Below are 26993 nucleotides of genomic sequence, written 5' to 3' on the forward strand. Positions count from 1 at the left end.
CCAGGAAAAGGTGTCTGCCATCGTCGGCACCTATCAGAGCGCCGTGGCCGTCACCGTCAGCCAGATCTGCGAACGCTACCAGATCCCGTTTCTGTCGGCCGACAACTCGTCGCCCAGCCTGCATCGCCGCGGTCTGAAATATTACTTCCGCGCAGCACCGCATGACGAAATGTTCTCCACCGCGATGTTCGACTTCTTCGATGCCTTGAAGAAGAAGGGCCAGAAGATCGAGACGCTGGCGCTGTTCCACGAAGACACGATCTTCGGCACGGACTCGGCAAATGCGCAGCTCAAGCTTGCCGCCGATCGCGGCTATAAGATCGTCGCCGACATCAAGTATCGCGCCAATTCGCCCTCGCTCACCGCCGAAGTGCAGCAGCTCAAGGCGGCGAATGCCGACGTGCTGATGCCGTCGAGCTACACCACCGACGGCATCCTGCTCATCAAGACGATGGGCGAGCTCGGCTACAAGGCCAAGAACATCGTGGCCCAGGACGCCGGATTCTCCGAAAAGGCGCTGTATGACGCCGTCGGCGACAAGATCCCGGGCGTGATCTCGCGCGGTTCGTTCTCCATCGATCTCGCGGCCAAGCGTCCGATGGTCGGCAAGATCAACGACATGTTCAAGGAGAAGTCCGGCAAGGACTTCAACGACTACTCGTCGCGCCAGTTCATGGGCCTGATCGTGATGGCCGACGCCATCAACCGCGCCAAATCCACCGATGGCGACAAGATCCGCGAAGCGCTGGTCGCCACCGACATGCCGGGCGAGAGCACCATCATGCCATGGGCCAAGGTGAAGTTCGACGAGATGGGCCAGAACAACAATGCCGACCCGGTGTTGCTGCAATATACCGGCGGCAAGTTCGTCACCATCTTCCCGCCGCAGGCCGCCGTGGCGGAAGCAATCTGGCCGATGCCGTAAGCCGCGTTTTCAGACGCGATCGTGACGTCGTCGGACCCGACGGCGTCGTTGCACACTCCGGTGTCATCCCCGCGAAAGCGGGGATCCATATCCTCCGAAGGATTGGTTTGCACCTGGCCCGGCCGACATCGCTTCTATTGTGATGTCGGTGGTTATGGGTCCCCGCTTTCGCGGGGACGACGGACAGAGAGGATCAATCCGTGACCGCCGCGACCATCATCCAGAGCCTTGCCAGCGGATTGCTGATGGGGCTGCTTTACGGCTTGCTCGCCGTCGGCCTCGCGCTGATCTTCGGGCTGATGGACGTCACCAACTTCGCCCATGGCGAATTCCTGATGTTGGCGATGTACCTCACTTTCTTCCTCTTCATGTTCTGGGCGGTCGATCCCTTGCTGTCGATTCCCATCGTCGCGGCTGGCATGTTCGTGTTCGGCGCGGTGATCTATCTGATCATCATCCGCTTCGCCATGCGCGCCAAAGCCAATATCGGCATGGTGCAGATCTTTGCGACCTTCGGCCTCGCCATCCTGATGCGCGGCCTCGCCCAGTATTTCTTCACACCGGACTACCGCAGCATCCCGGCCTCTATGTTGGGCGGCAAGACCATCTCGTTCTTTGGCGTCTTCCTGCCGGTGCCGCAGCTGGTCGGTGCGCTGATCTCCATCGCCGCCTTCGGCGCGCTCTACTTCTTCATGAAGAAGACCGATTTCGGCCGTGCGCTGGAAGCGACGCGTGAGGATGCAGGTGCGGTGGCGCTGGTCGGCATCGACAAGAACAAGGTGTTTGCGCTCGGCTGGGGTCTCGGCTCGGCGCTGATCGGCCTTGCCGGCGGCGTCATGGCGATCTTCTTCTACATCTATCCCGATGTCGGCGCGTCCTTCGCGCTGATCGCTTACGTCACCGTGGCACTCGGCGGCTTCGGCAGCGTGTTCGGCGCCTTTGCCGGCGGCATCATCGTCGGCTTGGTCGAGGCCACCACGGCGATGATCCTGCCGCCGTCGCTGAAATCGGTCGGCATCTATGCCGTCTATCTCCTCGTCGTCTTCATCCGCCCGCGCGGCCTGTTCGGATCGATCTGATGGACAGCTTCACCCAACGCCGCCGCCGCGACCTCATCCTTGCCGCCGTGCTCGCGGCGATCGCGGCCTGCGTGCCGTTCTTCGTCAAGGATGTCTATGTCCAGAACATCATGGTGTTGACCCTGATGTATGCGGCGCTGTCGCAGGCCTGGAATATCCTTGGCGGCTATTGCGGCCAGATCTCCCTCGGCCATGCACTGTATTTCGGCCTCGGCGCCTATACGACGGCATTGCTGTTCACCAAATTCGGTGTGCTGCCCTGGTTCGGCATGCTGGCGGGCGGGGCGATCTCCTCGGTGATCGCATTGGCGCTCGGCTATCCCACCTTCCGCCTGCGCGGCCACTATTTCGTCATCGCCACCATCGTCATCGCCGAAATCGGCTTCCTGTTGTTCCATAATTGGGACTACGCAGGTGCTGCCCTCGGCATCGACATCCCCGTGCGCGGCGACAGCTGGGCCAAATTCCAGTTCACCCGCAGCAAGCTGCCGTTCTATTACTTCGCGCTCGTGTTCTGCTGCGTCGCCTGGTTCATCACCTGGTGGCTTGAAGATTCCAAGTGGGGCTATTGGTGGCGCGCGGTGAAGGACAATCCCGACGCGGCCGAGAGCCTCGGCGTGGTCGTGTTCAATTCCAAGATGGGCGCGGCCGCCGTCTCTGCGTTTCTCACCGCCATTGGTGGCGCGTTCTATGCGCAGTTCGTGTCCTATATCGATCCTGAAAGCGTCATGACCTTCCAGTTCTCGCTGCTGATGGCGCTGCCGGCGGTGCTTGGCGGCATCGGCACGCTGTGGGGGCCAGTGCTCGGTGCCGTCATCCTGATCCCGATGACCGAACTGACCCGCTCCTTCATCGGCGGCTCCGGCCGCGGCGTCGATCTCATTCTCTATGGCGCTGTCATCGTGCTGATCTCGCTGGCACGGCCGGATGGCCTGATCGGCCTGTTCTCGCGCCGTCCGGCCTCGAAAGGAGTGCCGCAATGAGCGCGCCTCTGTTGGAAACCCGTGGCGTCTGGCAACGTTTCGGCGGCCTGATCGCCAATAGCGATGTCTCGATCTCGGTTGGCCGTGGCGAGATCGTCGGCCTGATCGGACCGAACGGTGCCGGCAAGTCGACCTTGTTCAATCTCATCGCCGGCGTGCTGCCGCCGACCCAGGGCTCGATCTGGTTCGACGGCAAGGATGTCACCCACATGCCCGCCGCCGAGCGCTGTGCGCTCGGCATCGCGCGCACCTTCCAGGTCGTGAAGAGCTTCGAGACGATGACGGTGATCGACAATGTCATCGTCGGCGCGCTGATCCGGAATGACAAGATGAAGGACGCTCGCCGCAAGGCCCATGACGTCCTCGAATTCTGCGGCCTCGCTCCGCGTGCTGACAAGCTGGCGCGCGAACTCATCCCGTCAGAGAAGCGCCGCCTCGAAGTGGCGCGCGCGCTTGCCACCGAGCCGAAGCTGTTGATGCTCGATGAATGTCTCACAGGCCTGACGCCGCTCGAAGCGCAGTCCGGCGTTGCTTTGGTGCGCAAGGTGCGCGACACCGGCGTCACCGTGTTGATGGTCGAACATGTCATGGAAATCGTGATGCCGCTGGTCGATCGCGCCATCGTGCTCAATCTCGGCAAGAAGCTCGTCGAGGGCAAACCCGCGGATGTCGTCCGGCATCCAGAAGTCATCAGTGCATATCTCGGGGATCGCCATGCTGTCGGTGCGTGACGTCACCACCGCCTATCAGGGCCTGGTCGCGATTTCGGATGTGACGATCGATGTCGCCAAGGGCGAGGTCGTCGCCGTCTGCGGCGCCAATGGCGCGGGGAAATCGACGCTGATAAAATCCATCGCCGGCGCCGAGCGCCCGCGTTCGGGCACGGTGACTTTCGACGGCCAGCAGATCAACGGCATGGCGCAGCATCTCATCACCGCGCGCGGCATCGCCTATGTGCCGGAGAACCGCCGCCTGTTCCCGCGGCTGTCGGTCGAGGACAATCTCAAGCTCGGCAGCTACATGTATCGCAGCCAGGCCGATCGCGAGAAGCCGCTGGAATTCGTGTTCGAGCTGTTCCCGCGACTGTCCGAACGGCTGGAGCAGCGCGCCGAAACCCTGTCCGGCGGCGAGCAGCAGATGCTCGCCATCGGCCGCGCGTTGATGACGCGTCCACGGTTATTGATGCTGGATGAGCCTTCTCAGGGCATCATGCCAAAACTGGTGGACGAGATCTTCCAGGCGGTGAAGAAGATCCGCGATACCGGGATGACCGTGCTGATCGTTGAGCAACGCATGGCCGAAGTGCTGGAGATCGCCGATCGCGCCTACATCCTGCAGACCGGCCGCGTGCTGATGCAGGGCAAGGCCTCGGAGATCGCCAGCAATCCGGATGTGCGAAAGGCGTATCTGGGGCTGTAAATCGCAGCCGTCATTGCGAGGAGCGAAGCGACGAAGCAATCCAGTTCTTTCCAGACAAGCGGCTCTGGATTGCTTCGCTGCGCTCGCAATGACGGAGTTACTCGAACAGGCTTGGGTACAAATCTTTCCATTCCGGGTTGATCGATTCAATTAGCGCCAGCTTCTTTGCCCGGCTGCCGCCCTTGATCTGTTTTTCTCGCAGAATGGCGGATTCCATGGTCTCATGCACCTCGTACCAGACGAGAAGTTTGCAGCCATAGGTTTTAGTGAAGCCTCGGACCACGCCTTCACGATGTTGGTGTGCGCGTTTCAGCAAATCACTCGTCACGCCTACATAAAGCGTCCCATTCCGCTGGTTGGCCATCATGTAAACGCAAGGCTCTTTCATCGCGTCCCCCTTCGCGACAATTCACCATCCTATCCCCCGTCATTGCGAGCGAAGCGAAGCAATCCAGAGGGCCACAGGCGAAGACTGGATTTCATTGTCGCTTCGCTCCTCGCAATGACGGCTGTTAGTGATCGTGCCCATGCTCCGGCACCGTCAGCCCAAACACGTCAACCAGATCGCTCACCTGCTCCGGCGACAGATGCCGCGGGTTCAGCCCCCGTAGCAGCAGATAAAGCTTCGCCGTCTCCTCCAGTTCCTCCATCGCATAGACCGCGGCCTCCAGGCTGTCGCCCGCCACCACCGGGCCGTGATTGGCAAGCAGCACTGACGAATACTTCCCAGCCAGTCCCTTGATGGCATCCGCCACCGCGGGGTCGCCCGGCCGATAATAGGGCACCAGCGCCGTCGCGCCGCATTTCATCATGTAATAGGGCGTCATCGGCGGCAGTACCGCGCGCGGATTGACCTCCGGCAGCATCGAGACCGCGACCGAATGGGTCGAATGCAGATGGACGATCGCCTGCGCCGTGCCGCGTGTCTCATACAGCGCTGTATGCAGCGGCACTTCCTTCGTCGGCTTGTCGCCGGAGATCAGGCGCCCCTGCGCATCCAGCCGCGACAGCTTTGCCGGATCGAGCCAGCCGAGCGAAGCATTGGTCGGCGTCACCAGCCAGCCGCCATCGTCGCAGCGCACGCTGATATTGCCCGAAGAGCCCGGCGTCAGGCCGCGCTCGAACAGCGAGCGGCCGAGCCGGCAGATATCGTCACGCAACCGTGTGTCAGTCACTGGCTATCCCTGCCATTTCCTCGCCGCCGCGTTGTCCCATGCTTTGGCAGCAAGGCCAAGCCGTGTTACCGAGAGGACAAGGCCCGATCAGAGCGGCCAGCTGGAACGTCCGAGGAACTGCCCGATGTCATCTGCACCCGACAAACCCGATATTGCCGTCATCGGTCTGGGCTCCATGGGCTATGGAATGGCCCTGTCGCTCAAGCGATCGGGCTTTACCGTCACCGGATGCGACGTCAGCGCCGAGGCCGTGAAACGTTTTGTCGGCGAAGGCGGAAAGGGCGCCGCGACCCCGGCGGAAGCCGCCAAGTCCGCCGATATCGTCGTCAGCGTGGTGGTCAATGCGGCGCAGACCGAGGCGATCCTGTTCGGCAAGGATGGCGTCGCCGGGACGCTTGCAAAAGGCGCGGTGTTCATCTCCTCCGCCACCATGGATCCCGATGTGGCGCGCCGCCTCTCTGGCGAGCTTGAAGCCACCGGCCGCCATTATCTCGATGCACCCATCTCCGGCGGCGCGCAGCGCGCGGCCCAGGGCGAGCTCACCATTCTCGCCTCGGGCAGCGATGCGGCCTTCGCCAAGGCTCGTCCCGCACTCGATGCCATGGCCGCAAAGCTTTATGAACTCGGCGATGCCGCCGGGCAGGGCGCGGCGTTCAAGATGATCAACCAGCTGCTTGCCGGCGTGCATATCGCCGCGGCCTCCGAAGCCATCGCCTTCGCCGCGAAGCAGGGGCTCGATATCCGCAAGGTCTATGAGGTGATCACCGCCTCCGCGGGCAATTCGTGGATGTTCGAGAATCGCATGCCGCATGTGCTCGATGGCGATTACACGCCACGCAGCGCGGTGGATATTTTCGTCAAGGATCTCGGCATCATCCAGGACATGGCGCGTACGGCGAAATTCCCGGTGCCGGTCTCGGCGGCGGCGTTGCAGATGTTCCTGATGACATCTGCTGCAGGCATGGGCCGCGACGACGACGCATCGGTGGCGCGCATGTATGCGCAAGTGACCGGGACGACGCTCCCGGGCGACAAGAAGTAAGCCGGAGACCATCAATGCCCCGTTTCGCCGCCAATCTCAGCATGATGTTCAACGAACACCCGTTCCTCGATCGTTTCGATGCCGCCGCCAAGGCCGGCTTCACGGCCGTCGAATTCCTCTTTCCCTACGAACACGCCCCGGAAGAGATCGCCGCCCGTCTCCAGCGCAACGGCCTGAAGCAAGTGCTGTTCAATCTCCCGCCCGGCGATTGGAATGCGGGCGAAAAGGGCTTTGCTGCGCGCCCCGAAAAGTTCGACGATCTGCGCCAGAGCCTGCACACGGCGCTGCCTTATGCCGAAGCCACTGGCGTGCGGCGCCTGCATATGATGGCCGGCCTTGCCGATCGCCATGATCCCAAGGCTGTCGATGCATTCAGGAAGTCGGTGGAATGGGCCGCGGATTTCCTTGGCGATCACGGCATCGATGTGGTCATCGAGCCGATCAATGGCCGCGACGTGCCCGGTTACTTCCTCAACGATTTCATGTTCGCCCGCGACATCATCGTCGATCTCGGCATCCCCAATGTCGGGCTGCAATTTGACATCTATCACTGCCAGATCCTGCATGGCGACGTCACCATCCGCCTGCGCGAAATGCTGCCGCATATCGGTCACATCCAGATCGCCAGCGTGCCGTCGCGTAACGAGCCGGCGGGCGAGGAGCTGAACTACCCGTTCCTGTTCGCCGAACTCGATCGCCTCGGCTACGACAATTACGTCGGCTGCGAGTATCGTCCCGCCGGGGACACGGTGGCGGGCCTCGACTGGTTCAAGCCCTATGCGGGAGTGAAGGTATGACGCTCGCACTGGGCTGCATCGCCGACGACTATACCGGCGCGTCCGATCTCGCCAACACGCTGACGCGCAACGGGCTGCGCACCGTGCAGACCATCGGCATTCCCGCCGATGATTTGAAACTGCCCGAGGTCGATGCCGTCGTGGTGTCGCTGAAGAGCCGCTCCATCGAGGCCAGCGTCGCCGTCGAGAAATCGCGCGCCGCCGACAGGTGGCTGCGCAGCCGCGGCGCATCGCATGTGCTGTTCAAGATTTGCTCGACCTTCGACTCCACCGACAAAGGCAATATTGGCCCGGTGATGGACGCGCTACGCGAGGATGCCGGCGACAATATCGTGCTGGTCACGCCGGCTTTCCCGGAGACCGGGCGCACAGTCTATCAGGGCAATCTGTTCGTCGGCACCGTGCCGCTCAATGAAAGCCCCCTGAAAGATCATCCACTCAATCCGATGCATGATTCCAGTCTGGTGCGCGTGCTGGCACGGCAAAGCGAGACCAATATCGGCCTTGTCGATCTCGGCATCGTTGCAAGCGGCGCGGATGTAGTGCGTTCGCATCTCGATGGATTGTCGGAGAACGGCTTTGGCGCCGCCATCATCGATGCCGTGTTCGCAAAGGATCTTGAAACCATCGGTATGGTCGCGCTCGATCATCGCGTCTCCGTCGGCGCCTCCGGTCTCGGTCTTGGCCTCGCACGCGGGCTCATTGCATCGGGACGTGTGAAGACGGCAGTTGCGACATCATTGGCCGAAAAGCGTGTCGGCGGCTTAGCCGCATGTCTTGCCGGCAGTTGCTCGCAGGCAACCTTGCAGCAGATCGCAAAGGCGGCGCAGGCGATGCCTGTGCTGCATCTTGATTCCGATAAAGTGGTCGCCGGCAAGGATGAGGTCCAGCGTGCCATCGCCTGGGCCAAGGAGCATCTCGCCAAGGGCCCGATCCTGATTGCGAGCAGCTCATCGCCTGACCAAGTTGCGCAGCTACAGAAGCGCCATGGCCGCGAGGCGGCCGGTCACGCCATCGAACAGGCCATGGCCGACCTCGCCGAGGCACTGGTCGGCGCCGGCGTCCGGCGGCTGGTGGTCGCCGGCGGCGAGACGGCGGGCGCGGTGGTCGATCGGCTGGGCATTCCCGGCTTTCTGGTGGGCGCGGAGATCGCGGCGGGTGTCCCCGTGCTGCGCGCCGTCGGCGCAAAAGATGGCGAGATGCTTCTCGCGCTGAAGTCCGGTAATTTCGGCGGCCCGGATTTCTTCGCGGATGCCTTGAAGCTGATGCCTTAGCTGTTCGCGCCTCCGGCTCATGTAACGGGCGGAGGGCTGCCTGAATGAGCAGGCATTTGCCGTTGCATTATGCATTACAAATCGTTCATCTTGCCGCCGTCATGACGGCGCAGTGACGATTGCAGAAACCTCGTCTTTTTAAGCATAAAACTGTTGTCGCGGCGCCACGGCGAGCTACTAAACGATTAACAATAGCGACGAAGTGAAGGCCCATGAGCCTTCGTTCCATAGCTAAACCCTTGAAGTTGAGCTACATCATCGCGCGCCTCTATTTACGCTGCATCGCAGCAGCGGTTGGCCCGGAGACCGTCGTTACATGATCTCGTTGGTGCGTATTGCTCTGACCAGGCCCTACACCTTCGTCGTGTTGGCCTTGCTGCTTCTGATCGTCGGACCGCTCGCCGCACTGCGCACGCCTACGGATATCTTCCCGGAAATCCGCATCCCCGTCATCGGCGTGGTGTGGAGCTATACCGGCCTGCCGCCGGACCAGATGGCCGGCCGTATCACCACCCCGTTCCAGCGCTCGCTGACGACGACGGTGAACGACATCGAACACATCGTCGCCAATTCCTATAACGGCTTCGGCATCGTCAAGATCTTCTTCCAGCCCAATGTCGATATCCGCACCGCCAATGCGCAGGTCACGGCGATCTCGCAGACCCTGCTGCGGCAGCTGCCGCCGGGGGCCACGCCGCCGCTGATCATGAACTACTCGGCCTCCACGGTGCCGATCATCAACGTCGCTCTGTCAGGTGACGGCCTCAACGAACAGCAATTGCAGGATATCGGTTTCAACCAGCTGCGCACCTCGCTGGTGACGGTGCCCGGCGCGGCAATTCCGTTCCCGTTCGGCGGCAAGCAGCGGCAGGTGACCATCGATCTCAACCCCGGCGCCCTGCAGGCGCGCGGGCTGTCGGGGCAGGATGTCGCCAATGCATTGGCCGCACAGAACCTGATCACGCCGGTCGGCTCGCAGAAGATCGGCCAGTTCGAATACACGATCAATCTCAACAACTCGCCGCTGAAGATCGACGAACTCGCCAATCTGCCGATCCGGCTGGTTAATGGCGCCATGGTTTATGTCGGCGATGTCGCCACGGTGCGCGACGGCAACTCGCCGCAAACCAATATCGTGCATGTGGACGGCAATCGCTCGGTGCTGATGCAGGTGCTGAAGGCGGGCTCGGTTTCCACCCTCGACATCATTGCCGGCCTGAAGAAGAAGGTGGAGGAGGTGCGCCCCGCGCTGCCGGACGCGCTTCGGATCGCCTATATCGGCGACCAGTCCATGTTCGTCGCCGGCGCGATTTCGGGCGTGGCGCATGAAGGCGTCATCGCGGCGGCGCTGACCTCGATCATGATCCTGCTGTTCCTGGGCAGCTGGCGCTCCACGGTGATCATCGCGGTCTCGATTCCGCTCGCTGTGTTAGGCGCCATCATCATGCTGTCGATGTTCGGCGAAACGCTGAACATCATGACGCTGGGCGGCCTCGCACTCGCCGTCGGCATCCTCGTCGATGACGCGACAGTGACCATCGAGAACATCAATTACCATCTCGAACAGGGCAAGGATGTCGAGACATCCATCATGGACGGCGCGGCGCAGATCGTGACGCCGGCTTTCGTGTCGCTGCTGTGTATCTGCATCGTTTTCGTGCCGATGTTCTTCCTCAATGGCATCGCCAAATTCCTGTTCGTGCCGATGGCCATGTCGGTGATGTTCGCCATGATCTGGTCGTTCATCCTGTCGCGCACGCTGGTGCCGACCATGGCGAAATATCTGCTGAAGCCGCATGTGCATCACGACGGCGAAAAGCCACCGACGCGCAATCCGCTGGTCAAGTTCCAGCGCGGCTTCGAAAACCGGTTCGAGAAATTCCGTGCCGTCTATTACAGCCTGCTTGATCTGGCGCTGACGCGCCGGCCCATCTTCGTGATCGGCTTCCTGTTGTTCGTCGGTGCATCCTTCGCGCTGGTGCCGTTCCTTGGTCGCAACTTCTTCCCGCAGGTCGATGCCGGCAGCATCCTGATGCATGTCCGCGTGCAGGTCGGCACCCGCGTCGAGGAAACCGCCAATCAACTCGCCGACATCCAGAAGTCGATCCGCAACATCATCCCGGCCTCTGAGATCGAGACCATGACCGACAATATCGGTCTGCCCGTCTCGGGCATCAATCTCACCTATAACAACACCGGCGTGCTCGGCAGCGCCGATGGCGATATCCAGATCAAGCTGCGTGACGGCCACAAGCCGACCGAAGACTATGTGAAGCAGTTGCGTGAAAAACTGCCGCGCGAATTCCCCGGCACCAGCTTCGCCTTCCTGCCGGCCGATATCGTCAGCCAGATCCTGAATTTCGGTGCGCCGGCGCCGATCGATCTGCAGATCCGTGGTAATCGCACGGCCGAGAACTTTGCCTATGCCAACAAGCTGCTCGCCAAAGTGAAGCAGATCCCCGGCATTGCGGACGCGCGCATCCAGCAGTCGCCCAACAATCCCGGCTTCAATATCGATGTCGATCGCACCCGCGCGCAATTCGTCGGCCTCACCGAGCGCGACGTCACCAACAGCCTCGTGGTCAATCTCGCCGGCTCCTCGCAGGTGGCGCCGACCTATTATCTCAATCCGGACAACGGCATCTCCTATTCCATCGTGATGCAGACCCCGCAATACAAGATGGATTCGCTGAACGCGCTGCAGACGCTGCCGATCACCTCGGCCAGCGCGCAGGGCTCGCCGATTCTCGGCGGCATCGCCAATATCAAGCGCACCGCTACCAATGCCGTGGTGTCGCAATACGACATCCAGACCATGGTGCAGATCTACGCCACCACCCAGGGCCGCGACCTCGGCTCGGTCTCGAACGACATCTACAAGGCCATGGCAGACACCAAGGCCGAATTGCCGCGCGGCTCCACGGTGGCGCTGCTCGGCCAGGTCGAGACCATGAACTCGTCCTTTGCCGGCCTGCTGTTCGGCCTGCTCGGTGCCGTGGTGCTGATCTATCTTCTGATCGTGGTGAACTTCCAGTCGTGGTCGGATCCGTTCGTGATCATCACGGCGCTGCCGGCGGCGCTTGCCGGCATTGTCTGGATGCTGTTCACCACCCAGACCACGCTGTCGGTTCCAGCCCTGACGGGCGCCATCATGTGCATGGGCGTTGCCACGGCGAATTCCGTGCTGGTGATTTCATTCGCCCGCGAGCGCTATGCGGTGCATGGTGACCCCATCAAGGCGGCGCTGGAAGCTGGCTTTACCCGGTTCCGCCCGGTCCTGATGACGGCGCTGGCCATGATCATCGGCATGGCGCCCATGGCCTTCGGCCTCGGCGAGGGCGGCGAGCAGAATGCGCCGCTTGGTCGCGCGGTCATTGGCGGCTTGATTTTTGCAACTATCGCCACATTGATGTTCGTGCCGGTCGTGTTCAGCCTCGTGCACAAGAAACAGCAGTCCGATCACTCGCCTATGCCGGCCCATCCGGCCGCTTCGGAGCCTTCACATGCCCACTGAGCAGACATCCCAGGTCTCCCGCCGCAAACTCGGCGTAGCCGGTGTGGTCGGCCTCGTCGTCGCCGGCAGCGTTGTCGTCACCGGCATCATGGCCCGCGCCAAGACTGAAACGGAACTCAAGAGCTGGACGGCCGAACAGGCGGTGCCGTCGGTTGCCGTAGCATTGCCCGGCAGCCGGCCTTTGAAGCCCACGCTGGACCTTCCTGGCCGCCTGGAGGCCTATGCGCGCGCGCCGATCTTCGGCCGCGTCTCGGGCTATCTGAAGAGCTGGGACGCCGATATGGGCGCCCAGGTCAAAGCCGGGCAGGTGATCGCCGAAATCGATGCCCCGGATCTCGACCAGCAGCTCCTGCAGGCCCGCGCCGATCTGGTCAGCCAGCAGTCCAGCGCAAAACTCTCGGAAGCGACCCTGAACCGCCGCAAGACCCTGGTGGCGTCGAATTTCGTCTCCGCTCAGGAAATCGACGAGCGCACCGCCGACCTCAACAACAAGCGCGCCGCCGTGAAATCCGGCGAGGCCAATGTGCAACGCCTCGAGGCGCTGGCCGACTACAAGAAGATCACCGTGCCGTTCGACGGCATCGTCACCCAGCGCAACACCGATGTCGGCGCGCTGATTTCGGGCGGCACCGGCACGGGTGCCGCGATGTTCGTGATCTCGGACATCAAGAAGCTGCGCGTCTATGTGGAAGTCCCGCAGAATTTCGCGCCCTCGGTGCAGATCGGCAACAAGGCGACCATCACGGTGCCGGATCATCCCAACGAGGTGTTCCAAGCCACGGTGGAAGCCTCCTCGAAGTCGGTGGATGTCGGCTCCGGCACCACGCGCATGCAGCTCGGCCTCGACAATTCCGACGGCAAGCTGATGCCGGGCGGTTTTGCCAATGTGAAACTGGCACTGACGGGCAATGCGGCACCGCTGCATGTTCCGGCCAGCGCGCTGATCTTTGGCGAGAAGGGGCTGCGGGTCGCAACGGTGACGCCGGATGACAAGATCGCGTTCAAGACGGTGACCATCGCCCGCGATCTCGGCCGCGAGATCGAGATCGGCTCAGGCCTGGCCGCCGATGACCGGATCGTGACGGCACCGCCGGATGGTTTGAACGACGGCGACAAGGTGCGCGTGAGCGGCGGCCCGGCCGCGAAGAACGGCAAGCCGACGGCGGAAACGGAGAAGAAGGAAGTGAAGGGGTAGGGGCCGATGGTCTCCCTCCCCCAAGCGGCGCAGCCGCGCAGTGGGGAGGGTGGCGCCGGGTGGGGTCTCTCCCCACGTGACGTCAGAGTTTGTGGAAACACCCCACCCGTCTCGATGCTCGCTGAACGCTCGCCTCGATCCACCCTCCCCACGGCGCCGCTGTGCGGCTTGGGGGAGGGAGAGGACCGCAGTTCTTCAGCCGGCCACCTTCCACTCCAGCACCCCATCTCCCGCCGTGCTGATCGGGCCCTTCACCCCCACCGGCGTCCGGTCCTGATCCATCAGCACCGCCAGCGTCCCGGCATCACCCGCCGGCACCCGCGCCAGCGCGCGTTCATTCGCAGCCGTGCGCACAATCACCACGCCATGCTCGATCTCGCCGCCGCGGCCATAGATCACCGTAAAGCTCTCCACCGTGCCATCTCCTGACGCCTCGGTGACATAGACCGGCACCGGCCCACGATTGCGATCCGCTTCCGCCTGCACGCTGATCTCCTGGGCGATCGGTGCGCCCGGCGCATCCTTCGCCACCACCAGCGCGTGATGCTTGGTGACAAAACCGCCCTGCGCATAGAGCAGGCCCGTCTTCGTCCCTGCACGGATCTTGCGCACCATCGCGCAGGCCGCATGCGCCATGTAGTCGTTGAGTGGCGCGCCGAAGAAGGTGAGGCCCCCCGTCACGGTCGGCATCACGTCGCCGCCAAGCCCGAGCGTGCGCCGGGCCATCTTCGGCACGCAGGGGAAGCAGCTATAGAGCTCGATGGCATCGAATGCCTTGCCCGAGCCACCCACCAGCGCCATCACGGATTTCAGCACGGCATTCTGCGCGTGGCTCTCCACATACTGGTCGCGGTCGAGATAATCGCGCGGCTCTTCCGCCGAGGCGCCGCCGACGATATGCACCATGCGATCCTCCGGCACGCCCGCGGCACGCGCTCTGGCGAGGCTGGTGACAAGAATCGCCGATGACTGGTTCACCATCGGATTGGCCACCATCAGCTTGGTATAGGGCCAGGCGATCAGCCGGTTGTCGGCCGTCGGCGTGGTGATCTCATCCGGCGTGAACGCCTTCTTGTTCCACGCTTCCGGATTGGTGGCGGCCACGCCGGCATAGCGCGACCACAGCTCGCCGCTTTCGCGATGCGCCTCGCGCGGCGTCTGTCCCCAATGCGCCGCGGAGGCGGCCTCATAGAACGGATAGACCGTGACCGGCTTGTTGACGCCGAGCTTCACGGCCATCGGCTTCTGATAGTTGGAGCCGCGCAACGGCTCCGGCGCATCATGCGCAAACGGCGTCCAGGGCAGGTCGATCTTCGCGCGCTCGGCCTTGGTGGCCGTGCCCTGTGACTCCGCACCCGTGATCGCCGCCACCTGGGATTCGCCGCGCGCGATGCGCTGGGCTGCTTCGTGGATGTAGCGGATCGGGCTCTCGCCGCCGACCGGGCCGTAATAGGAATGTTTCGGGCTGATGCCGAGCTTGTCGCTGAGCTGTTTCTCCGGTGCGGTGTAGCGCCAGCTGAGAAAATTCACGATGTCGAGGGAGTCGATGTCCGCAAGCAGCTTGCCACCCGAATCCTGCTCGGCACGCTTCAGCGCCTCGATCATCAAATCGAGCGGCTCAAGCCCTTGCACGAGCTCCTTCGGATGGTCGGAGAATTCACCGACTCCGACGATGACGGGAATGCGATCTTCAGGTTGCACGGTCATTTTCTTGTTCTCTCTCGCTTTCAACTCAGTCGCTCATCCTGAGGAGCGGCCTCTTGGCCGCATCTCGAAGGATGACAATGGAGCTCCGTCGCCATGGTTCGAGACGCGCGCAAGAGGCGCGCTCCTCACCATGAGGGCTGCGTTTATTCACTCACCAGCCCATTCAAGCACTCCGCCGCCTCGGCAAAGTCCTCCTTGAACTCCTGCACAACTGCCCCCGCAGACTTGACGCTGTCAATCAGCCCGACGCCCTGGCCGACGAAATAGCTGACCAGATCGCGCGCCTGCGCATTGCCGGCTGCGGCGGATCGATCGATCGACGCAAAGGCGTCGCGGCTGATCAGGCTCTGCAGCGGCATCGGCAGCGCGCCGGGGCTGTCCGGTCCGCGATCCCAGGCGTCGGTCCATACCGAGCGCAACTGCCGCGCTGGTTTGCCCGTACGTCCCCTCGAGCGGATCGCATCGCGCGAGGACGCAGCAATCATCTTCTCGCGAAAAATCTCGGATGTCTCGGATTCTGTGGTCGCCAGCCACACCGAGCCGGTCCACGCGCCGGCCGCGCCCATGGCCATGCATGCGGCCATCTGCCTGCCCGTCATGATGCCGCCGGCTGCCAGCACCGGCACATCGCGGATCGGCTTGATCGCCTTGATCACCTCCGGCACCAGCACCATGGTCGAGACCTCGCCGCAATGACCACCGGCCTCGGTGCCTTGCGCGACGAGAATATCCACGCCCGCGGCGACCTGCCGGATCGCATGTTCCTTGGCGCCCACCAGCGCCGCCACTGGAACGCCATGCGCCTTGCCCATCTCGATCATTGCCGTCGGCGGCACGCCGAGCGCATTGGCGATCAGGCGGATCGGATGCCGGAACGAGACGTCGAGCAGATGCAGCGCCGTCTCGCCATCGAAAGGCTGCGGCTGATCGGCAGAGACATCGGTGATCCTGAGATCGACGCCGTATTTCTTCAGCAGGCCTTTGGTGAAATCGCGATGCGCGGGCGTGATGCGGCTTTCCAGCGATTTCCAGGTGACGTGTTTCTCGCCCGATGTGGAGATGTTTTCCGGGATCAGCACATCAATGCCGTAAGGCTTGCCATCGACATGATCGTCGATCCATTTCAACTCCTGCTCCAGCGTTTCCGGCGAATGTGCGGTGGCGCCGAGCACACCGAAGCCACCAGCGCGGCTGACGGCGGCGACGACATCACGACAATGGCTGAAGGCGAGCAGGGGGAAATCGATCCCGAGCATGTCGCAGATGGGGGATTTCATGGGCGTCTCCCGAATGGCCGCTTCATGTGGCGGCGTTGATGGGGAGGCTAGCGGATGAGAGGGATGACGCAAACTCTCTTGTCATCACCCGCGAAAGCGGGTGATCCAGTAAACGGCGTCAGTTGAGACGAAGCTCATCCTGCAGTGTCTACTGGATCCCCGCTTTCACGGGGATGACAGTTGGAACATAAGGCGCCATCCAGTCCATGCATTCCGCCTCGCAAAATACCCTTCCCATTTCATTCTTGCGCTTTCGCGCCTCACGGGAAATGCTGCCAACAACAAGCAAAGCAAAAAATCCGGGAGTGAAATGATGGCCGCAGCGCAGCCGCAATCCGTCCAAACCCGCAGCGCCCACCCGGCACAGACTGATGTCGTGGTCGTCGGTGCCGGTTTCTCCGGTCTCTATCTGCTGCACAAGCTCCGTGGCCTCGGTCTCACCGTGAAAGTGTTCGAGCAGGGCGGTGATGTCGGTGGCACCTGGTACTGGAACAGGTATCCCGGCGCGCGCTGTGACGTCGAAAGCATGCAGTATTCGTTCTCGTTTGATGACGACCTGCAACAAAGCTGGGACTGGAGCGAGCGCTACGCACCGCAGCCCGAGATTCTCAGCTATGCCAGCCATGTCGCCGAGCGCTACGATCTGCGCCGCGACATCACCTTCAACACCCGGGTCGAATCCGCTGACTTCGATGAGCACAGCAATCGCTGGACGGTGAAAATATCAGATAGTGCGAGCATCGTCGCGCAACATGTCGTGCTCGCCACCGGCTGCCTGTCGAATGCGCGTTCGCCGGATTTCAAAGGCCTGAAGGATTTCAAGGGCAAGGTCTATCACACCGGCAGCTGGCCGCATGAGCCGGTGGATTTCACCGGCCTGCGTGTCGGCGTCATCGGCACCGGTTCGTCGGCGATCCAGTCGATCCCGCTCATCGCCGAACAGGCCGAGCAGCTCACTGTGTTCCAGCGCACCGCCAACTTCAGCGTGCCCGCGCGCAACGCAAAACTCACCGATGCCGAGCGGCAGAAGTTTCGCGACAACTACGCGGAGATCCGCCGCGTTGCACGCGAGGAGATGAAAAACGGCATCTATCAGCCGGTCCCCGATCGTGGCGCGCTGGATGATCCCGAGGACACCCGACGCGAAAAGTATCAGGCGCGCTGGACGTCGGGCGGCCTGACATTCATGGGCGTCTACAACAATCTCGGCCTCGATCTGTCAGCCAATGACACCGCCGCCGGTTTCATCCGCGACAAGATCGCCGCCATCGTCGAGGATCCCGAGACGGCCCGGCTGCTGCAGCCCAACAGCCATCCGGTCGGCACCAAGCGCATCTGCGTCGATACCGACTACTACGCGACCTTCAATCGGCCGAATGTGAAGCTGGTCGATATCAAGACCCATCCCATCGAGGAGATCCTGCCGCATGCCGTGCGCTCTGGCGGCAAGGATTATGAAATGGATGCGCTGGTGCTGGCCACCGGCTTCGATGCGATGACGGGCTCTGTCGCCAAGATCGACATCCGCGGCCGCCATGGTCAGGCGCTGAACGACAAATGGGCGGAAGGCCCGCGCACCTATCTCGGCCTGATGAGCGCAGGCTTCCCGAACCTGTTCATCATCACAGGTCCAGGCTCGCCATCGGTGCTGTCGAACATGCTGGTCTCCATCGAGCAGCATGTGGACTGGATCACCGATTGCCTCGCATCCATGCGCAAGCGCGGTGCCGGGACCATCGAAGCGACGCGCGCGGCCGAAGACAAGTGGGTCGATCACGTCAATGAGGTGGCGTCGGCGACGCTCTATCCGCAGGCCAATAGCTGGTACATGGGCGCCAATGTCCCCGGCAAGCCCCGCATCTTCATGCCCTATATCGGCGGCGTCGGCGTCTATCGCAAAATCTGCGACGAGGTGGCGGCGAAGGGATATGAGGGATTTGAGATGGGGGCAGGGGCGGCGTCGAACGCGACTGCCATTGCATCATAGGCTCCGTCATGGCCGGGCCTGTCCCGGCCATCTACGTCTTCTTCCCCGAGCACCAAAGGCGTGGATGCCCGGCACAAGGCCGGGCATGACGGCGAGTGCTCAAAACGCCGTATAGCCGCCATCGATCACGAACGTATCTGCCGTATGATACGACGACGCCTTGCTCATCAGATACACCGCGATGCCGCCGAAATCGGACGGTTCGCCGAAGCGGCGTGTCGGGATGCGCGGCATTACATTGGCGACGAATTTGTCATTGCCCATGATGCCCGCCGTCATGTCGCTCTTGATCCAGCCCGGCAGGATCGCATTGGCCGTCACGCCCTGACGTGCCAGTTCGACAGCCAGCGCACGCACCAGCGCATTGATCGCCGCCTTGGTCGCCGCGTAATGCTCGTTGCGCGCGGTACCGAAGATCGAGGCGAGGCTCGACGTCGCCACCAGCCGGCCGAATTTGTCGCCCGCCTCCGCGCGTTCGGTCATGTGCCGCGCCGCAACCTGGAAGGCATGGAAGACGCCATCCAGATTGGTCGCGAACATGGTCCGCCACTGTTCCTCGGTGCGATCGATAAAATTGTGCCGACCGCCGCCGCCGATGCCGGCATTTGCGAAACAGCCATCGACACGGCCGAAGGTTTTTAGCGTCGCATCCATCGCGGCCTTCACTGAGGCGGTGTCGGTGACGTCGCAGATCTGCGTCTGTACCTTGCCAGCAAGGCCATCGAGGCTTGCGGCTGCGGCCTTGTTCTTCTCGGCATTGCGGCTCCAGATCGCGACATTGCAGCCGGCGGCGGCCAGCGCCTGGGCGATGCCGAGGCCGATACCGCCATTGCCGCCGGTGACGACCGCCACGCGGCCAGAGAGATCGAAGATGTTGCTCATGGGGATTTCCTCGTGTGGCGCAGGTTATGCCTGCATCCTTGGTTGATCAGCTTTCCAATCGGAAGCATGGACAAGCGCGCCCGAAAAATCAAATATGCCGGCCGACATCTGATAGCGCCCACACCGCGGAATAAACACGCGGACCACCTCGCGAGGAAACCATGCAGTTCAAACACGTCACGCTCGATTTCGACGGCAATGTCGCCATCCTGAAGCTCGATCATCAGGAGGTGATGAATGCCGTGTCCATGGACATGCTTGGCGGTCTTGCCGAGGCGCTGGCGGAGATCGACGAACGCCGCGACGATGTGCGCTGCCTGGTCATCACCGGCGCTGGCCGTGCCTTCTGCACCGGCGCCAATCTGCAGGGCCGCAACAACAGCGTGACGAAACGCAATGGCGCCGGCGCCTCGCTGGAGACCGCCTTCCATCCGTTCCTGCGCAAACTGCAGGGCTTGCATTGCCCCATCATCACCGCGGTGAACGGCCCCGCCGCCGGCGCCGGCATGAGCTTCGCGCTGATGGGCGATCTCATTCTGTGTGCGAAGTCGTCTTACTTCCTGCAGGCGTTCCGCCGCATCGGACTGGTGCCGGATTGCGGCTCGACCTGGATCCTGCCGCGCCTGATCGGCAAGGCGCGTTCGGTCGAACTGTCGCTGCTCGGCGAAAAGCTGCCGGCTGAGAAAGCGCTGGAATGGGGCCTCGTCAACCGCGTCTATGACGATGCGGTACTGATGGAAGAAGCCATGAAGCTCGCCCACGATCTCGCCAATGGTCCGACGGTGGCGTTGTCGCTGATCCGCACCCTGTATTGGGAGAGCCCGCAGAATTCGTTCGAGGATCAGATCAACCTTGAAGTGAAGTCTCAGCGCATCGCCGGCAATTCACCGGACTTCAAGGAAGGCGTTGCGGCCTTCCTGGAAAAGCGGCCCGCAAAATTCACGGGCAAGTAAGCCTTGAGCTCAGCATCAGTCGCTGAGCTGCTGTCGTGCAGCGTCACGTCATGGTGCCCCGGCGCCACTGGCGTGGGGGATGCGACGCGTTTGTCCGGCGGCGCCAGCCAGGAGACGTGGTCCTTCGACATCACGCATCCCGATGGCGTTATTGGCGCGATCTTGCGCCGCGCGCCGCCGGGCTATGGCGCAGCACCGGGCCGGGCCGCGGGGCTCGATGCCGAAGCCGTGCTGATGCAACTGGCCTATGACGCAGGCGTGCCGTCGCCAAGGGTGCTGCATGTTCTGGATGCTGCCGATGAGCTCGGCACCGGTTTCATCATGCAGCGAGTCGCTGGTGAAACGATTCCGCGCAAAATTCTCCGCGACGATAAATTCGCGTCAGCGCGACCAAGACTGGCCCGGCAATGTGGAGAAATTCTTGCCGGCATCCACGGATTGCCTGCCTCTGCCTTGCCGCAACTCCGACGCATGGATGCCGCAACGGAAATCGCTGAACTGCAGCAGGAGATCGATCATTTCGGCTGGCCGCGGCCGGTTTTCGAACTCGCTTTGCGCTGGCTGCGCGACAACGACCCTGGCCCATCCGCGCGCACCACGCTGGTGCATGGCGACTTCCGCCACGGCAATCTAATGATCGGCGCAGACGGCGTGCGTGCGGTGCTCGATTGGGAGCTCGCCCATCTCGGCGATCCCATGGAGGATCTCGGCTGGATCTGCGTCAACTCCTGGCGCTTCGGCGGAATCGATAAGCCCGTCGGCGGCTTCGGTACCTATCAGGATTTGTTCGCGGGCTATGAGACTGCGAGCGGCATCAAGGTCGATGCGGCGCGTGTGAAGTTTTGGGAAGTGATGGGCACGTTGCGCTGGGGCGTGATGTGTGTCGGCATGATGCAGCGGTTCCGGATCGGGCCGGACCATTCGATGGAGCGCGCGATGATCGGGCGGCGGTCGTCGGAGACCGAGATTGATCTGTTACGATTGCTGGCGCCGCGGAGGTCATGACATGCAGGACGAACCGAGGCCGGATGAACTCGTCAAGGCCGTCGCGGATTTTCTGCGCAACGATATCGCACGGCAGATATCAGGACATGCCGGCTTCAAGCTGCGCGTGGCGATCAATGCGCTGGATCTCGTGACGCGGCAATTGACGCTGTCGGGCGATAGCGACGCAGCCGAACTGCACAGTCTCACGATGCTGCTCGGTGTCCATGGCGAGCTGGGTGAGCTGAACCGCGACCTCGCCGATGGCATTCGCAGCGGCAATCTCGATCTGGCGTCCGCTGGTCTCAAAGACCATCTCTGGCAGACGACGCTGGCAAAGCTTAAAGTCGATCAGCCTGGTTACGCGGCGTACAAGAGAGAGACGGAATAGCTCGTCATTGCGAGCGCAGCGAAGCAATCCAGAAAGCCAAGCGCTGGATTGCTTCGTCGCTTTGCTCCTCGCAATGACGGAGGAAATTATTTCCCCTTCCAGTTCGGCTTGCGCTTCTCCGAAAATGCCTTCGGGCCTTCCACATAGTCCTCCGAAGCCGCCATCGCCTTCACGGCCGGATACTCGCGCTGTTCGGTGATCGCCTGTTCGAGCGACACCGCCATGCCCTTCTGGATCGCCTGTTTCGAGGCGCGGATCGACATCGGCGAGTTCTGGCAGATCGTCTCGGCCCAGCGCAAAGCAGCGTTCAACGCTTCACCCTGCGGCACCACTTCATTCACGAAGCCGAGTTCATAGCCTTCCTGCGCCTTCACATGGCGCGCCGTGAGGATCATGCCCATGGCACGCTTCATGCCGATCTGGCGCGGCAGGCGCTGCAGGCCGCCAGCGAGTGCCGCGAGGCCAACGCGCGGCTCAGGCAGTGCGAAAGTCGCGTTGTCCGCAGCGATGATGAGGTCGCAGGCCAGCGCGATCTCGAACCCGCCGCCCATGGCGACGCCATTCACGGCGGCGATAATCGGCTTGTCGCAATCGAAACGCGCGGTGAGGCCGGCGAAGCCCGACGTATTCCAGCCGCGCTTGCCGCCGGCGGCCTGCCATTTCAGATCGTTGCCGGCGCAAAACGCTTTGTCGCCGGCGCCGGTGACGACGGCCACCCACTGCTCGGGATCATTGGCGAAATCGTTGAACACCTCATGCAACTCGTTATGCGCGTCAGTGTGCAGTGCGTTGTACACTTCTGGGCGCGACAGCGTGACGATGGTGATCGGGCCCTTGCGGGTGACGGTGGAGAATTGCAGGGCCATTGTGGCCTCCCATTGTTGCAGTGTTTTTCGTTGCGCAGAATAAGCGTGGAGTTGCCGCGCTTGACTTGACCGGGCGATGCCATCTTAATCGCCCGATTAACAAGAGCAACAAAGCTCGACAAAAACATCGGGAGCAGCGCCGTGGATTTCTCCTTGCCGGCCGATCTGGTCGCCTATCTCGCCGAACTCGATGCGTTCGTCCTGCGCGAGATCAAGCCCCTCGAAGAACAAGATGACAATATCCGTTTCTTCGATCACCGCCGGGAATGGGCGCGCACCGATTTCGACAATGGTGGCCTGCCGCGCCATGAATGGGAGAAGCTGCTGCGCGAAGCCAAGAACCGGGCCGATGCAGCCGGCCATCTGCGCTTCGCAATCCCGAAACGTTATGGCGGCAAGGATGGCAGCAATCTCTGGATGGCTGTCATTCGCGAGCACTTTGCTGCGAAGGGGCTTGGCCTGCACAACGATCTGCAGAACGAGCACTCCATCGTCGGCAATCTGCCGCTGGTGACAATGCTGGATCGCTACGGGCGCGATGATCAGAAGGAGATGATCGAAGGCTCCATCACAGGCAAATATCGCATCACCTTTGGCCTCACAGAACCCGAGCATGGCTCCGATGCCACGCATATGGAGACCACGGCGGTTGAGACCACGCGCGATGGCGTCAAGGGCTGGCTCATCAATGGCGAGAAGATGTGGACCACGGGCATGCATGTGGCCACGCATTGCTCGGTGTTCGCACGCACTTCGGGCAACGATGGCGACGCACGCGGCATCACCTGTTTCCTGGTCCCGGCGAAGACTCCGGGCGTGAAGGTCGAGGAATATATGTGGACCTTCAACATGCCGACGGATCATCCGCGGGTGTCGTTCACCGATGTGTTCGTGCCGGAGGATGCGCTGTTCGGCGAGATCGGGCGGGGCCTCTCACTGGCGCAATGCTTCGTGCATGAGAACCGCATTCGGCAGGCAGCCAGCTCACTCGGCGCCGCGGTCTATTGCATCAATGAGAGCGTAAAGTATGCGCGCGAGCGAAAACCGTTCGGCGAGGAGCTGGCGCGCAATCAGGGTATCCAGTTTCCGCTGGTCGAACTGGCCACGCAGGCCGAGATGCTCCGTCTCCTGATCCGCAAGACGGCGTGGGAGATGGATCAGCTGACGCAGGCGCAGGTCGAGCATACGCTGTCGGACAAGGTGTCCATGTGTAACTACTGGGCCAACCGGCTGTGCTGCGAGTCCGCCGATCGCGCGATGCAGGTCCATGGCGGCATGGGCTATTCGCGCCACAAGCCGTTCGAGCACATCTATCGCCATCATCGCCGCTATCGCATCACCGAAGGCAGCGAGGAAATCCAGAAGCGCAAGGTGGCGGGCTTCCTGTTCGGATATATGGGCGCGGGGAAGCATTAGGCTATCCCCGCCCTCATGGTGAGGAGGCGCGAAGCGCCGTCTCGAACCATGAGTTGGCAGGGCTCAGAATGAGCTCTTGGCCATCCTTCGAGACGCGCGCGATGTGCGCTCCTCAGGATGAGGGGCGGGGTAGGCAGCAGCTCAGTCGATAAATCCCGCAATCTCCGCCGGCGTCGTTGCCAGATGCTTCGCACCGGCCTCGGTCAGCTCGCTGCGTCCGCCATAGCCGTAGATCACGCCGATCGCCAAGATACCATTGTTCGCAGCGCCGATCACGTCATGCTTGCGGTCGCCGATCATGATCGCGCGGGCCGGATCGGTGTCCGTTTCATCCAGCGCAAAACGCAGCAGATCGCTTTTATCGACACGCGTGCCATCCAGCTCCGAGCCGAACACGCGGGTAAAATATTGACGCAGTGCGAAGTGATCGATGATGCGATCGGCAAACACATGCGGCTTGCTGGTGGCAACATAGAGTTTGCGGCCAGACCCATGCAGCGCCGCCAGTACCGGGACGATGCCGTCATACAGCGTGTTCTCGAACAGGCCGATGGTGCCAAACCGTTCGCGATAGAGTTCGACGCCGCGATCGGCATGGTCCTCGCCGCCGAGCAGGGCCACGAAACTCGCGCGCAGCGGCGGGCCGATGCACCAGGTCAGTTCATCCTGCGTCGGCACGGGGATGTTCAGCTTTTCGAGCGCATATTGAATCGAGCCCGTGATGCCGGGTTTGGGATCGCTCAGCGTCCCGTCGAGATCGAAGAAGATGGTGTCGATGTTGCGCATCAATTGGCATATCTCGCGGTGAGGTCACGCGAGATCCGCGCGCCTTCCTCGACATGGCGGCGGATCGCTGTATTCGCCGCCGGTGTGCAGCTACGATAGGTCTGCTGGAAACCATTATAGCCGCGATTGAACGCCGCGATCATGCGGGCGCGGCGCTCGCCGGAGGGCGTCTCGGCATCGACCAGCGCCTGCATCTCGCTGCGCCACTTGTTGCCTTCGTTATTGCCGCAGATGCCGCGCAGATAATGCAGGGCGCCGAGAATTTCGGACATGCGCTGCAACTCGCCATCGAACGGCGCCGCGCCGTCCTGCGCTAGCGCAGGCGTGGCGCCGAGGGCGGCAATCATCAGAAGGGTGAGGAACGGCTTGCGCATGATGGGTCCGGGAACCCGGCTGATATGCCCGCTGGAGGAGGCCGAAGCAAGGCGAAGCCGCAGAGGTGGTAAAGCCTGTCAGCCCCCGGCGAGATCCTGCGCCATGGCGAGGATCGCGGCCAGACCGTCGGTGGTCTTGTATTGGCCGAGATCCGCGGGATCGACCCACGCAAAATCGTCCAGCTCGTCATTCAGTTCGGGCTCGCCTTCCACCCAGCGGGCGGCAAAGGACATGACGAGGTAATGCCCGCCGACGCCGTTTTGAGGCAGGATCTCGCGAAAGCCCGACAGGCCGATGAGGTCGATCACGAGGTTGGTTTCCTCCATCACCTCACGCGCCAGCGCTTCGGCCAGCGATTCTCCGAATTCGACCCGGCCGCCGGGCAGGGAATACAGGCCTTTGCCGGGCGCGCGGGCGCGGCGGACCAGCAGAACTTTGCCGTCGCGAAAAATCGCGGCGCTGGTGGCGAGCTGCGGATGGGTGGGCTGGGACACGGGAACGGCCTTACTGCGCCATGATGCTATCGACGTCGGATTGCTCGTCGCGGCCATTGATGATGCCGCCGGCGGTTCCGATCATCGGCTTGACCCAGCCGGCCGCCTGTTCGGCCAGTTTGGCGCGCGTGGCATCCTGCTGCACGGTGCGCATGGCGTCGCCGACCGTGGACAGGATCTGCGTCATCTTCGCGACCAGCGCATCGAATTCGCTGCGGATAGCGGGGCGGGCGGCTTCATAGGCGGCGATGGCGAGATCGCGGCCCTTGAAATTCGACTTGATGAAGTGTTCGGCATAGCTGAGCGGCTGCCATTCCAGGAATAGCTCATAGCAATCCGGCATGTCCGGAATCAGCTCGAGCAGCATGATCGCTTCGTTGAAGTGATTCAGGTAATCGGTGGCGAGGCCGGTGCGCGGATTGATATTGGCTGCAGCCAGCACCTCAGCGGATGCCGGCAGGCCCGTGCTGGCGCTCTCCCAATCGAGGCGATCGTCTTGGGCGGGTTGCAGGGCCGTCATGCTCATAGTCGCCACTGTTGGCGTTTCGGGTTAAAACGACCTGAAGAGTCGAGGTATTGCGATCTGAATGTGTGGACGGTTCGTCATTACATCGGCGCCGGAAGCGTTGCGACAGGTATTTGGCTATCTTGAACAGCCGAATTTCCCGGCGCGCTATAATATTGCCCCGACCCAACCTGTGCCTGTCGTCATCCACGACAACGGCGCCCGCCATTTTCGATTGATGCGCTGGGGCTTCGTCCCATCCTGGGTGAAGGACCCGCGCAAGTTTACGTTGCTGATTAATGCACGTTCCGAAACCGTGCAAGAAAAGCCAGCGTTCAAACACGCAATTCGGCGCCGGCGCTGCCTGATTCCGGCCGATGGCTACTATGAATGGCAAAGCATCGGTGGACGCAAACAGCCGTATTTTATCTATCCGCGCGCGGGCGGCCCGATCGGCTTTGCGGGCCTCGCCGAAACCTGGATGGGGCCGAATGGCGAGGAGATGGACAGCGTCGCCATCATCACGGCGGAAGCGTCCACCGGCATGTCGGTATTGCATCATCGCGTGCCGGTGACGATCGCGGCGGACCACTTTGACCAATGGCTGGATTGCCGCAGCGACCGCGCCGACGAGGTGATGGAGTTTCTGGTGCCGCCGGCGGACGGCGCCTTTGCATGGCATCCGGTGTCACCGGTTGTGGGCCGGGTTGCGGTGGACGAGCCGCAATTGATTTTGCCGATCTCGGACGACGAGATGCGCGAGGCGGAGCAGCCAGAGCGGAAGAAGGTTCGCAAGGCCGTGGCGCCGCCGGAGGATGACGGGCAGGGATCGTTGTTCTGAGCGGGCTTTTGCCTGTTCCGGCCCTCATCCTGAGGAGCCGCATAGCGGTCTCGAAGGATGGCCACACGGCTCTGAGCCACGCCAACTCATGGTTCGAGACGGCGCTACGCGCCTCCTCACCATGAG

General features: G+C 62.4%; 26 protein-coding genes. 16 read left to right on the forward strand and 10 right to left on the reverse strand.

Translation table 11 applies throughout. The features are described 5' to 3' along the window. The 5 genes from ACIQ2A_RS13305 to ACIQ2A_RS13325 all read left to right on the forward strand — a co-directional run. Positions 1–925: ABC transporter substrate-binding protein (locus ACIQ2A_RS13305; protein WP_398479804.1), on the forward strand; the 925-nt coding region annotated here is incomplete at its 5' end. A gap of 245 nt (positions 926–1170) precedes the next feature. Next, positions 1171–2004 (forward strand): branched-chain amino acid ABC transporter permease, encoded by an 834-nt coding sequence (locus tag ACIQ2A_RS13310; protein ID WP_398479883.1) that lies wholly within the window; start codon positions 1171–1173, stop codon positions 2002–2004. Further along, on the forward strand, positions 2004–2987 hold the full coding sequence (locus tag ACIQ2A_RS13315) for a branched-chain amino acid ABC transporter permease (RefSeq protein ID WP_398479806.1): 984 nt from the start codon (positions 2004–2006) through the stop codon (positions 2985–2987). Before ACIQ2A_RS13310 ends, ACIQ2A_RS13315 begins: the two co-directional genes overlap by 1 nt. Then, on the forward strand, positions 2984–3718 hold the full coding sequence (locus tag ACIQ2A_RS13320; protein ID WP_398479808.1) for an ABC transporter ATP-binding protein: 735 nt from the start codon (positions 2984–2986) through the stop codon (positions 3716–3718). Before ACIQ2A_RS13315 ends, ACIQ2A_RS13320 begins: the two co-directional genes overlap by 4 nt. Continuing rightward, a complete protein-coding gene (locus tag ACIQ2A_RS13325; RefSeq protein WP_398479885.1) occupies positions 3702–4406 on the forward strand; it encodes an ABC transporter ATP-binding protein in 705 nt (234 codons plus the stop codon). Before ACIQ2A_RS13320 ends, ACIQ2A_RS13325 begins: the two co-directional genes overlap by 17 nt. Positions 4407–4503: 97 nt before the next feature. On the opposite strand, the gene ACIQ2A_RS13330 is transcribed toward ACIQ2A_RS13325, so the two are convergent. Together ACIQ2A_RS13330 and ACIQ2A_RS13335 are read right to left on the reverse strand one after the other, a co-directional pair. After that, a complete protein-coding gene (locus ACIQ2A_RS13330) occupies positions 4504–4794 on the reverse strand; it encodes a GIY-YIG nuclease family protein (RefSeq protein ID WP_398479810.1) in 291 nt (96 codons plus the stop codon). 124 nt (positions 4795–4918) lie between these two features. Beyond that, positions 4919–5581 (reverse strand): aldolase, encoded by a 663-nt coding sequence (locus ACIQ2A_RS13335; protein ID WP_398479812.1) that lies wholly within the window; start codon positions 5579–5581, stop codon positions 4919–4921. A 124-nt stretch (positions 5582–5705) separates the two neighbouring features. Here ACIQ2A_RS13335 and ltnD point away from each other — a divergent pair, with 124 nt between their 5' ends. From ltnD to ACIQ2A_RS13360, 5 genes are all read left to right on the forward strand, one after another. Then, entirely contained in the window at positions 5706–6623 is a 918-nt protein-coding gene (gene ltnD / locus ACIQ2A_RS13340) for an L-threonate dehydrogenase (RefSeq protein WP_398479814.1), read from the forward strand. A 14-nt stretch (positions 6624–6637) separates the two neighbouring features. Then, entirely contained in the window at positions 6638–7420 is a 783-nt protein-coding gene (gene otnI / locus ACIQ2A_RS13345; protein ID WP_398479816.1) for a 2-oxo-tetronate isomerase, read from the forward strand. After that, a complete protein-coding gene (gene otnK, locus ACIQ2A_RS13350; RefSeq protein ID WP_398479819.1) occupies positions 7417–8694 on the forward strand; it encodes a 3-oxo-tetronate kinase in 1278 nt (425 codons plus the stop codon). The genes otnI and otnK overlap by 4 nt, the downstream gene beginning before the upstream one ends. Before the next feature lie 316 nt (positions 8695–9010). Beyond that, a complete protein-coding gene (locus tag ACIQ2A_RS13355) occupies positions 9011–12208 on the forward strand; it encodes an efflux RND transporter permease subunit (protein WP_398479821.1) in 3198 nt (1065 codons plus the stop codon). Next, positions 12198–13403, forward strand: coding sequence for an efflux RND transporter periplasmic adaptor subunit (locus tag ACIQ2A_RS13360; protein ID WP_398479823.1), 1206 nt, complete (start codon positions 12198–12200; stop codon positions 13401–13403). The genes ACIQ2A_RS13355 and ACIQ2A_RS13360 overlap by 11 nt, the downstream gene beginning before the upstream one ends. Positions 13404–13598: 195 nt before the next feature. On the opposite strand, the gene ACIQ2A_RS13365 is transcribed toward ACIQ2A_RS13360, so the two are convergent. Both ACIQ2A_RS13365 and ACIQ2A_RS13370 read right to left on the reverse strand, forming a co-directional pair. Next, positions 13599–15110 carry an acetyl-CoA acetyltransferase gene (locus ACIQ2A_RS13365; RefSeq protein WP_398479825.1) on the reverse strand — a complete coding sequence of 504 codons (1512 nt, stop codon included), beginning with the start codon at positions 15108–15110 and terminating at the stop codon, positions 13599–13601. Between the two features lie 143 nt (positions 15111–15253). Next, complete coding sequence (locus ACIQ2A_RS13370) at positions 15254–16387, reverse strand: nitronate monooxygenase (RefSeq protein ID WP_398479827.1); 1134 nt, start codon at positions 16385–16387, stop codon at positions 15254–15256. Positions 16388–16700: 313 nt separating this feature from the next. Between ACIQ2A_RS13370 and ACIQ2A_RS13375 the strand changes: the two genes are divergently transcribed. Then, the gene (locus ACIQ2A_RS13375; protein WP_398479829.1) at positions 16701–18374 is read left to right on the forward strand and encodes a flavin-containing monooxygenase; all 1674 of its coding nucleotides are present in this window, start codon (positions 16701–16703) and stop codon (positions 18372–18374) included. Positions 18375–18473: 99 nt separating this feature from the next. Here the strand turns inward: ACIQ2A_RS13375 and ACIQ2A_RS13380 are convergent, their stop codons facing one another. Continuing rightward, a complete protein-coding gene (locus ACIQ2A_RS13380) occupies positions 18474–19256 on the reverse strand; it encodes an SDR family NAD(P)-dependent oxidoreductase (RefSeq protein WP_398479831.1) in 783 nt (260 codons plus the stop codon). Positions 19257–19417: 161 nt separating this feature from the next. Between ACIQ2A_RS13380 and ACIQ2A_RS13385 the strand changes: the two genes are divergently transcribed. Genes ACIQ2A_RS13385 through ACIQ2A_RS13395 form a run of 3 tightly spaced genes read left to right on the forward strand, consistent with a single transcriptional unit; the run spans position 19418 to position 21584 of the window. Next, on the forward strand, positions 19418–20209 hold the full coding sequence (locus tag ACIQ2A_RS13385; RefSeq protein WP_398479833.1) for an enoyl-CoA hydratase/isomerase: 792 nt from the start codon (positions 19418–19420) through the stop codon (positions 20207–20209). Between the two features lie 3 nt (positions 20210–20212). Continuing rightward, positions 20213–21214 carry a phosphotransferase family protein gene (locus tag ACIQ2A_RS13390; RefSeq protein ID WP_398479835.1) on the forward strand — a complete coding sequence of 334 codons (1002 nt, stop codon included), beginning with the start codon at positions 20213–20215 and terminating at the stop codon, positions 21212–21214. A 1-nt stretch (position 21215) separates the two neighbouring features. Continuing rightward, positions 21216–21584, forward strand: a complete 369-nt coding sequence (locus tag ACIQ2A_RS13395) for a DUF6285 domain-containing protein (protein ID WP_398479837.1) — start codon at positions 21216–21218, stop codon at positions 21582–21584. An 86-nt stretch (positions 21585–21670) separates the two neighbouring features. Here the strand turns inward: ACIQ2A_RS13395 and ACIQ2A_RS13400 are convergent, their stop codons facing one another. Then, the gene (locus ACIQ2A_RS13400; protein WP_398479839.1) at positions 21671–22450 is read right to left on the reverse strand and encodes an enoyl-CoA hydratase-related protein; all 780 of its coding nucleotides are present in this window, start codon (positions 22448–22450) and stop codon (positions 21671–21673) included. A 141-nt stretch (positions 22451–22591) separates the two neighbouring features. Between ACIQ2A_RS13400 and ACIQ2A_RS13405 the strand changes: the two genes are divergently transcribed. After that, entirely contained in the window at positions 22592–23866 is a 1275-nt protein-coding gene (locus ACIQ2A_RS13405; RefSeq protein ID WP_398479841.1) for an acyl-CoA dehydrogenase family protein, read from the forward strand. A gap of 141 nt (positions 23867–24007) precedes the next feature. Here the strand turns inward: ACIQ2A_RS13405 and ACIQ2A_RS13410 are convergent, their stop codons facing one another. The 4 genes from ACIQ2A_RS13410 to ACIQ2A_RS13425 form a co-directional block, all read right to left on the reverse strand. Next, positions 24008–24643, reverse strand: coding sequence for an HAD family hydrolase (locus tag ACIQ2A_RS13410; RefSeq protein WP_398479887.1), 636 nt, complete (start codon positions 24641–24643; stop codon positions 24008–24010). Positions 24644–24651: 8 nt separating this feature from the next. Then, on the reverse strand, positions 24652–25026 hold the full coding sequence (locus ACIQ2A_RS13415) for a TIGR02301 family protein (protein ID WP_398479843.1): 375 nt from the start codon (positions 25024–25026) through the stop codon (positions 24652–24654). Positions 25027–25104: 78 nt separating this feature from the next. Further along, positions 25105–25578, reverse strand: coding sequence for an NUDIX hydrolase (locus ACIQ2A_RS13420; RefSeq protein ID WP_398479845.1), 474 nt, complete (start codon positions 25576–25578; stop codon positions 25105–25107). Further along, positions 25532–26047: a hypothetical protein gene (locus ACIQ2A_RS13425; protein ID WP_398479847.1), complete on the reverse strand. Its 516-nt coding sequence runs from the start codon at positions 26045–26047 to the stop codon at positions 25532–25534. Before ACIQ2A_RS13425 ends, ACIQ2A_RS13420 begins: the two co-directional genes overlap by 47 nt. A gap of 61 nt (positions 26048–26108) precedes the next feature. Between ACIQ2A_RS13425 and ACIQ2A_RS13430 the strand changes: the two genes are divergently transcribed. Continuing rightward, entirely contained in the window at positions 26109–26867 is a 759-nt protein-coding gene (locus ACIQ2A_RS13430) for an SOS response-associated peptidase (RefSeq protein ID WP_398479849.1), read from the forward strand. Positions 26868–26993 lie beyond the last annotated feature (126 nt).

This window comes from Tardiphaga sp. (genome assembly GCF_044336785.1).
Taxonomy (GTDB): domain Bacteria; phylum Pseudomonadota; class Alphaproteobacteria; order Rhizobiales; family Xanthobacteraceae; genus Tardiphaga.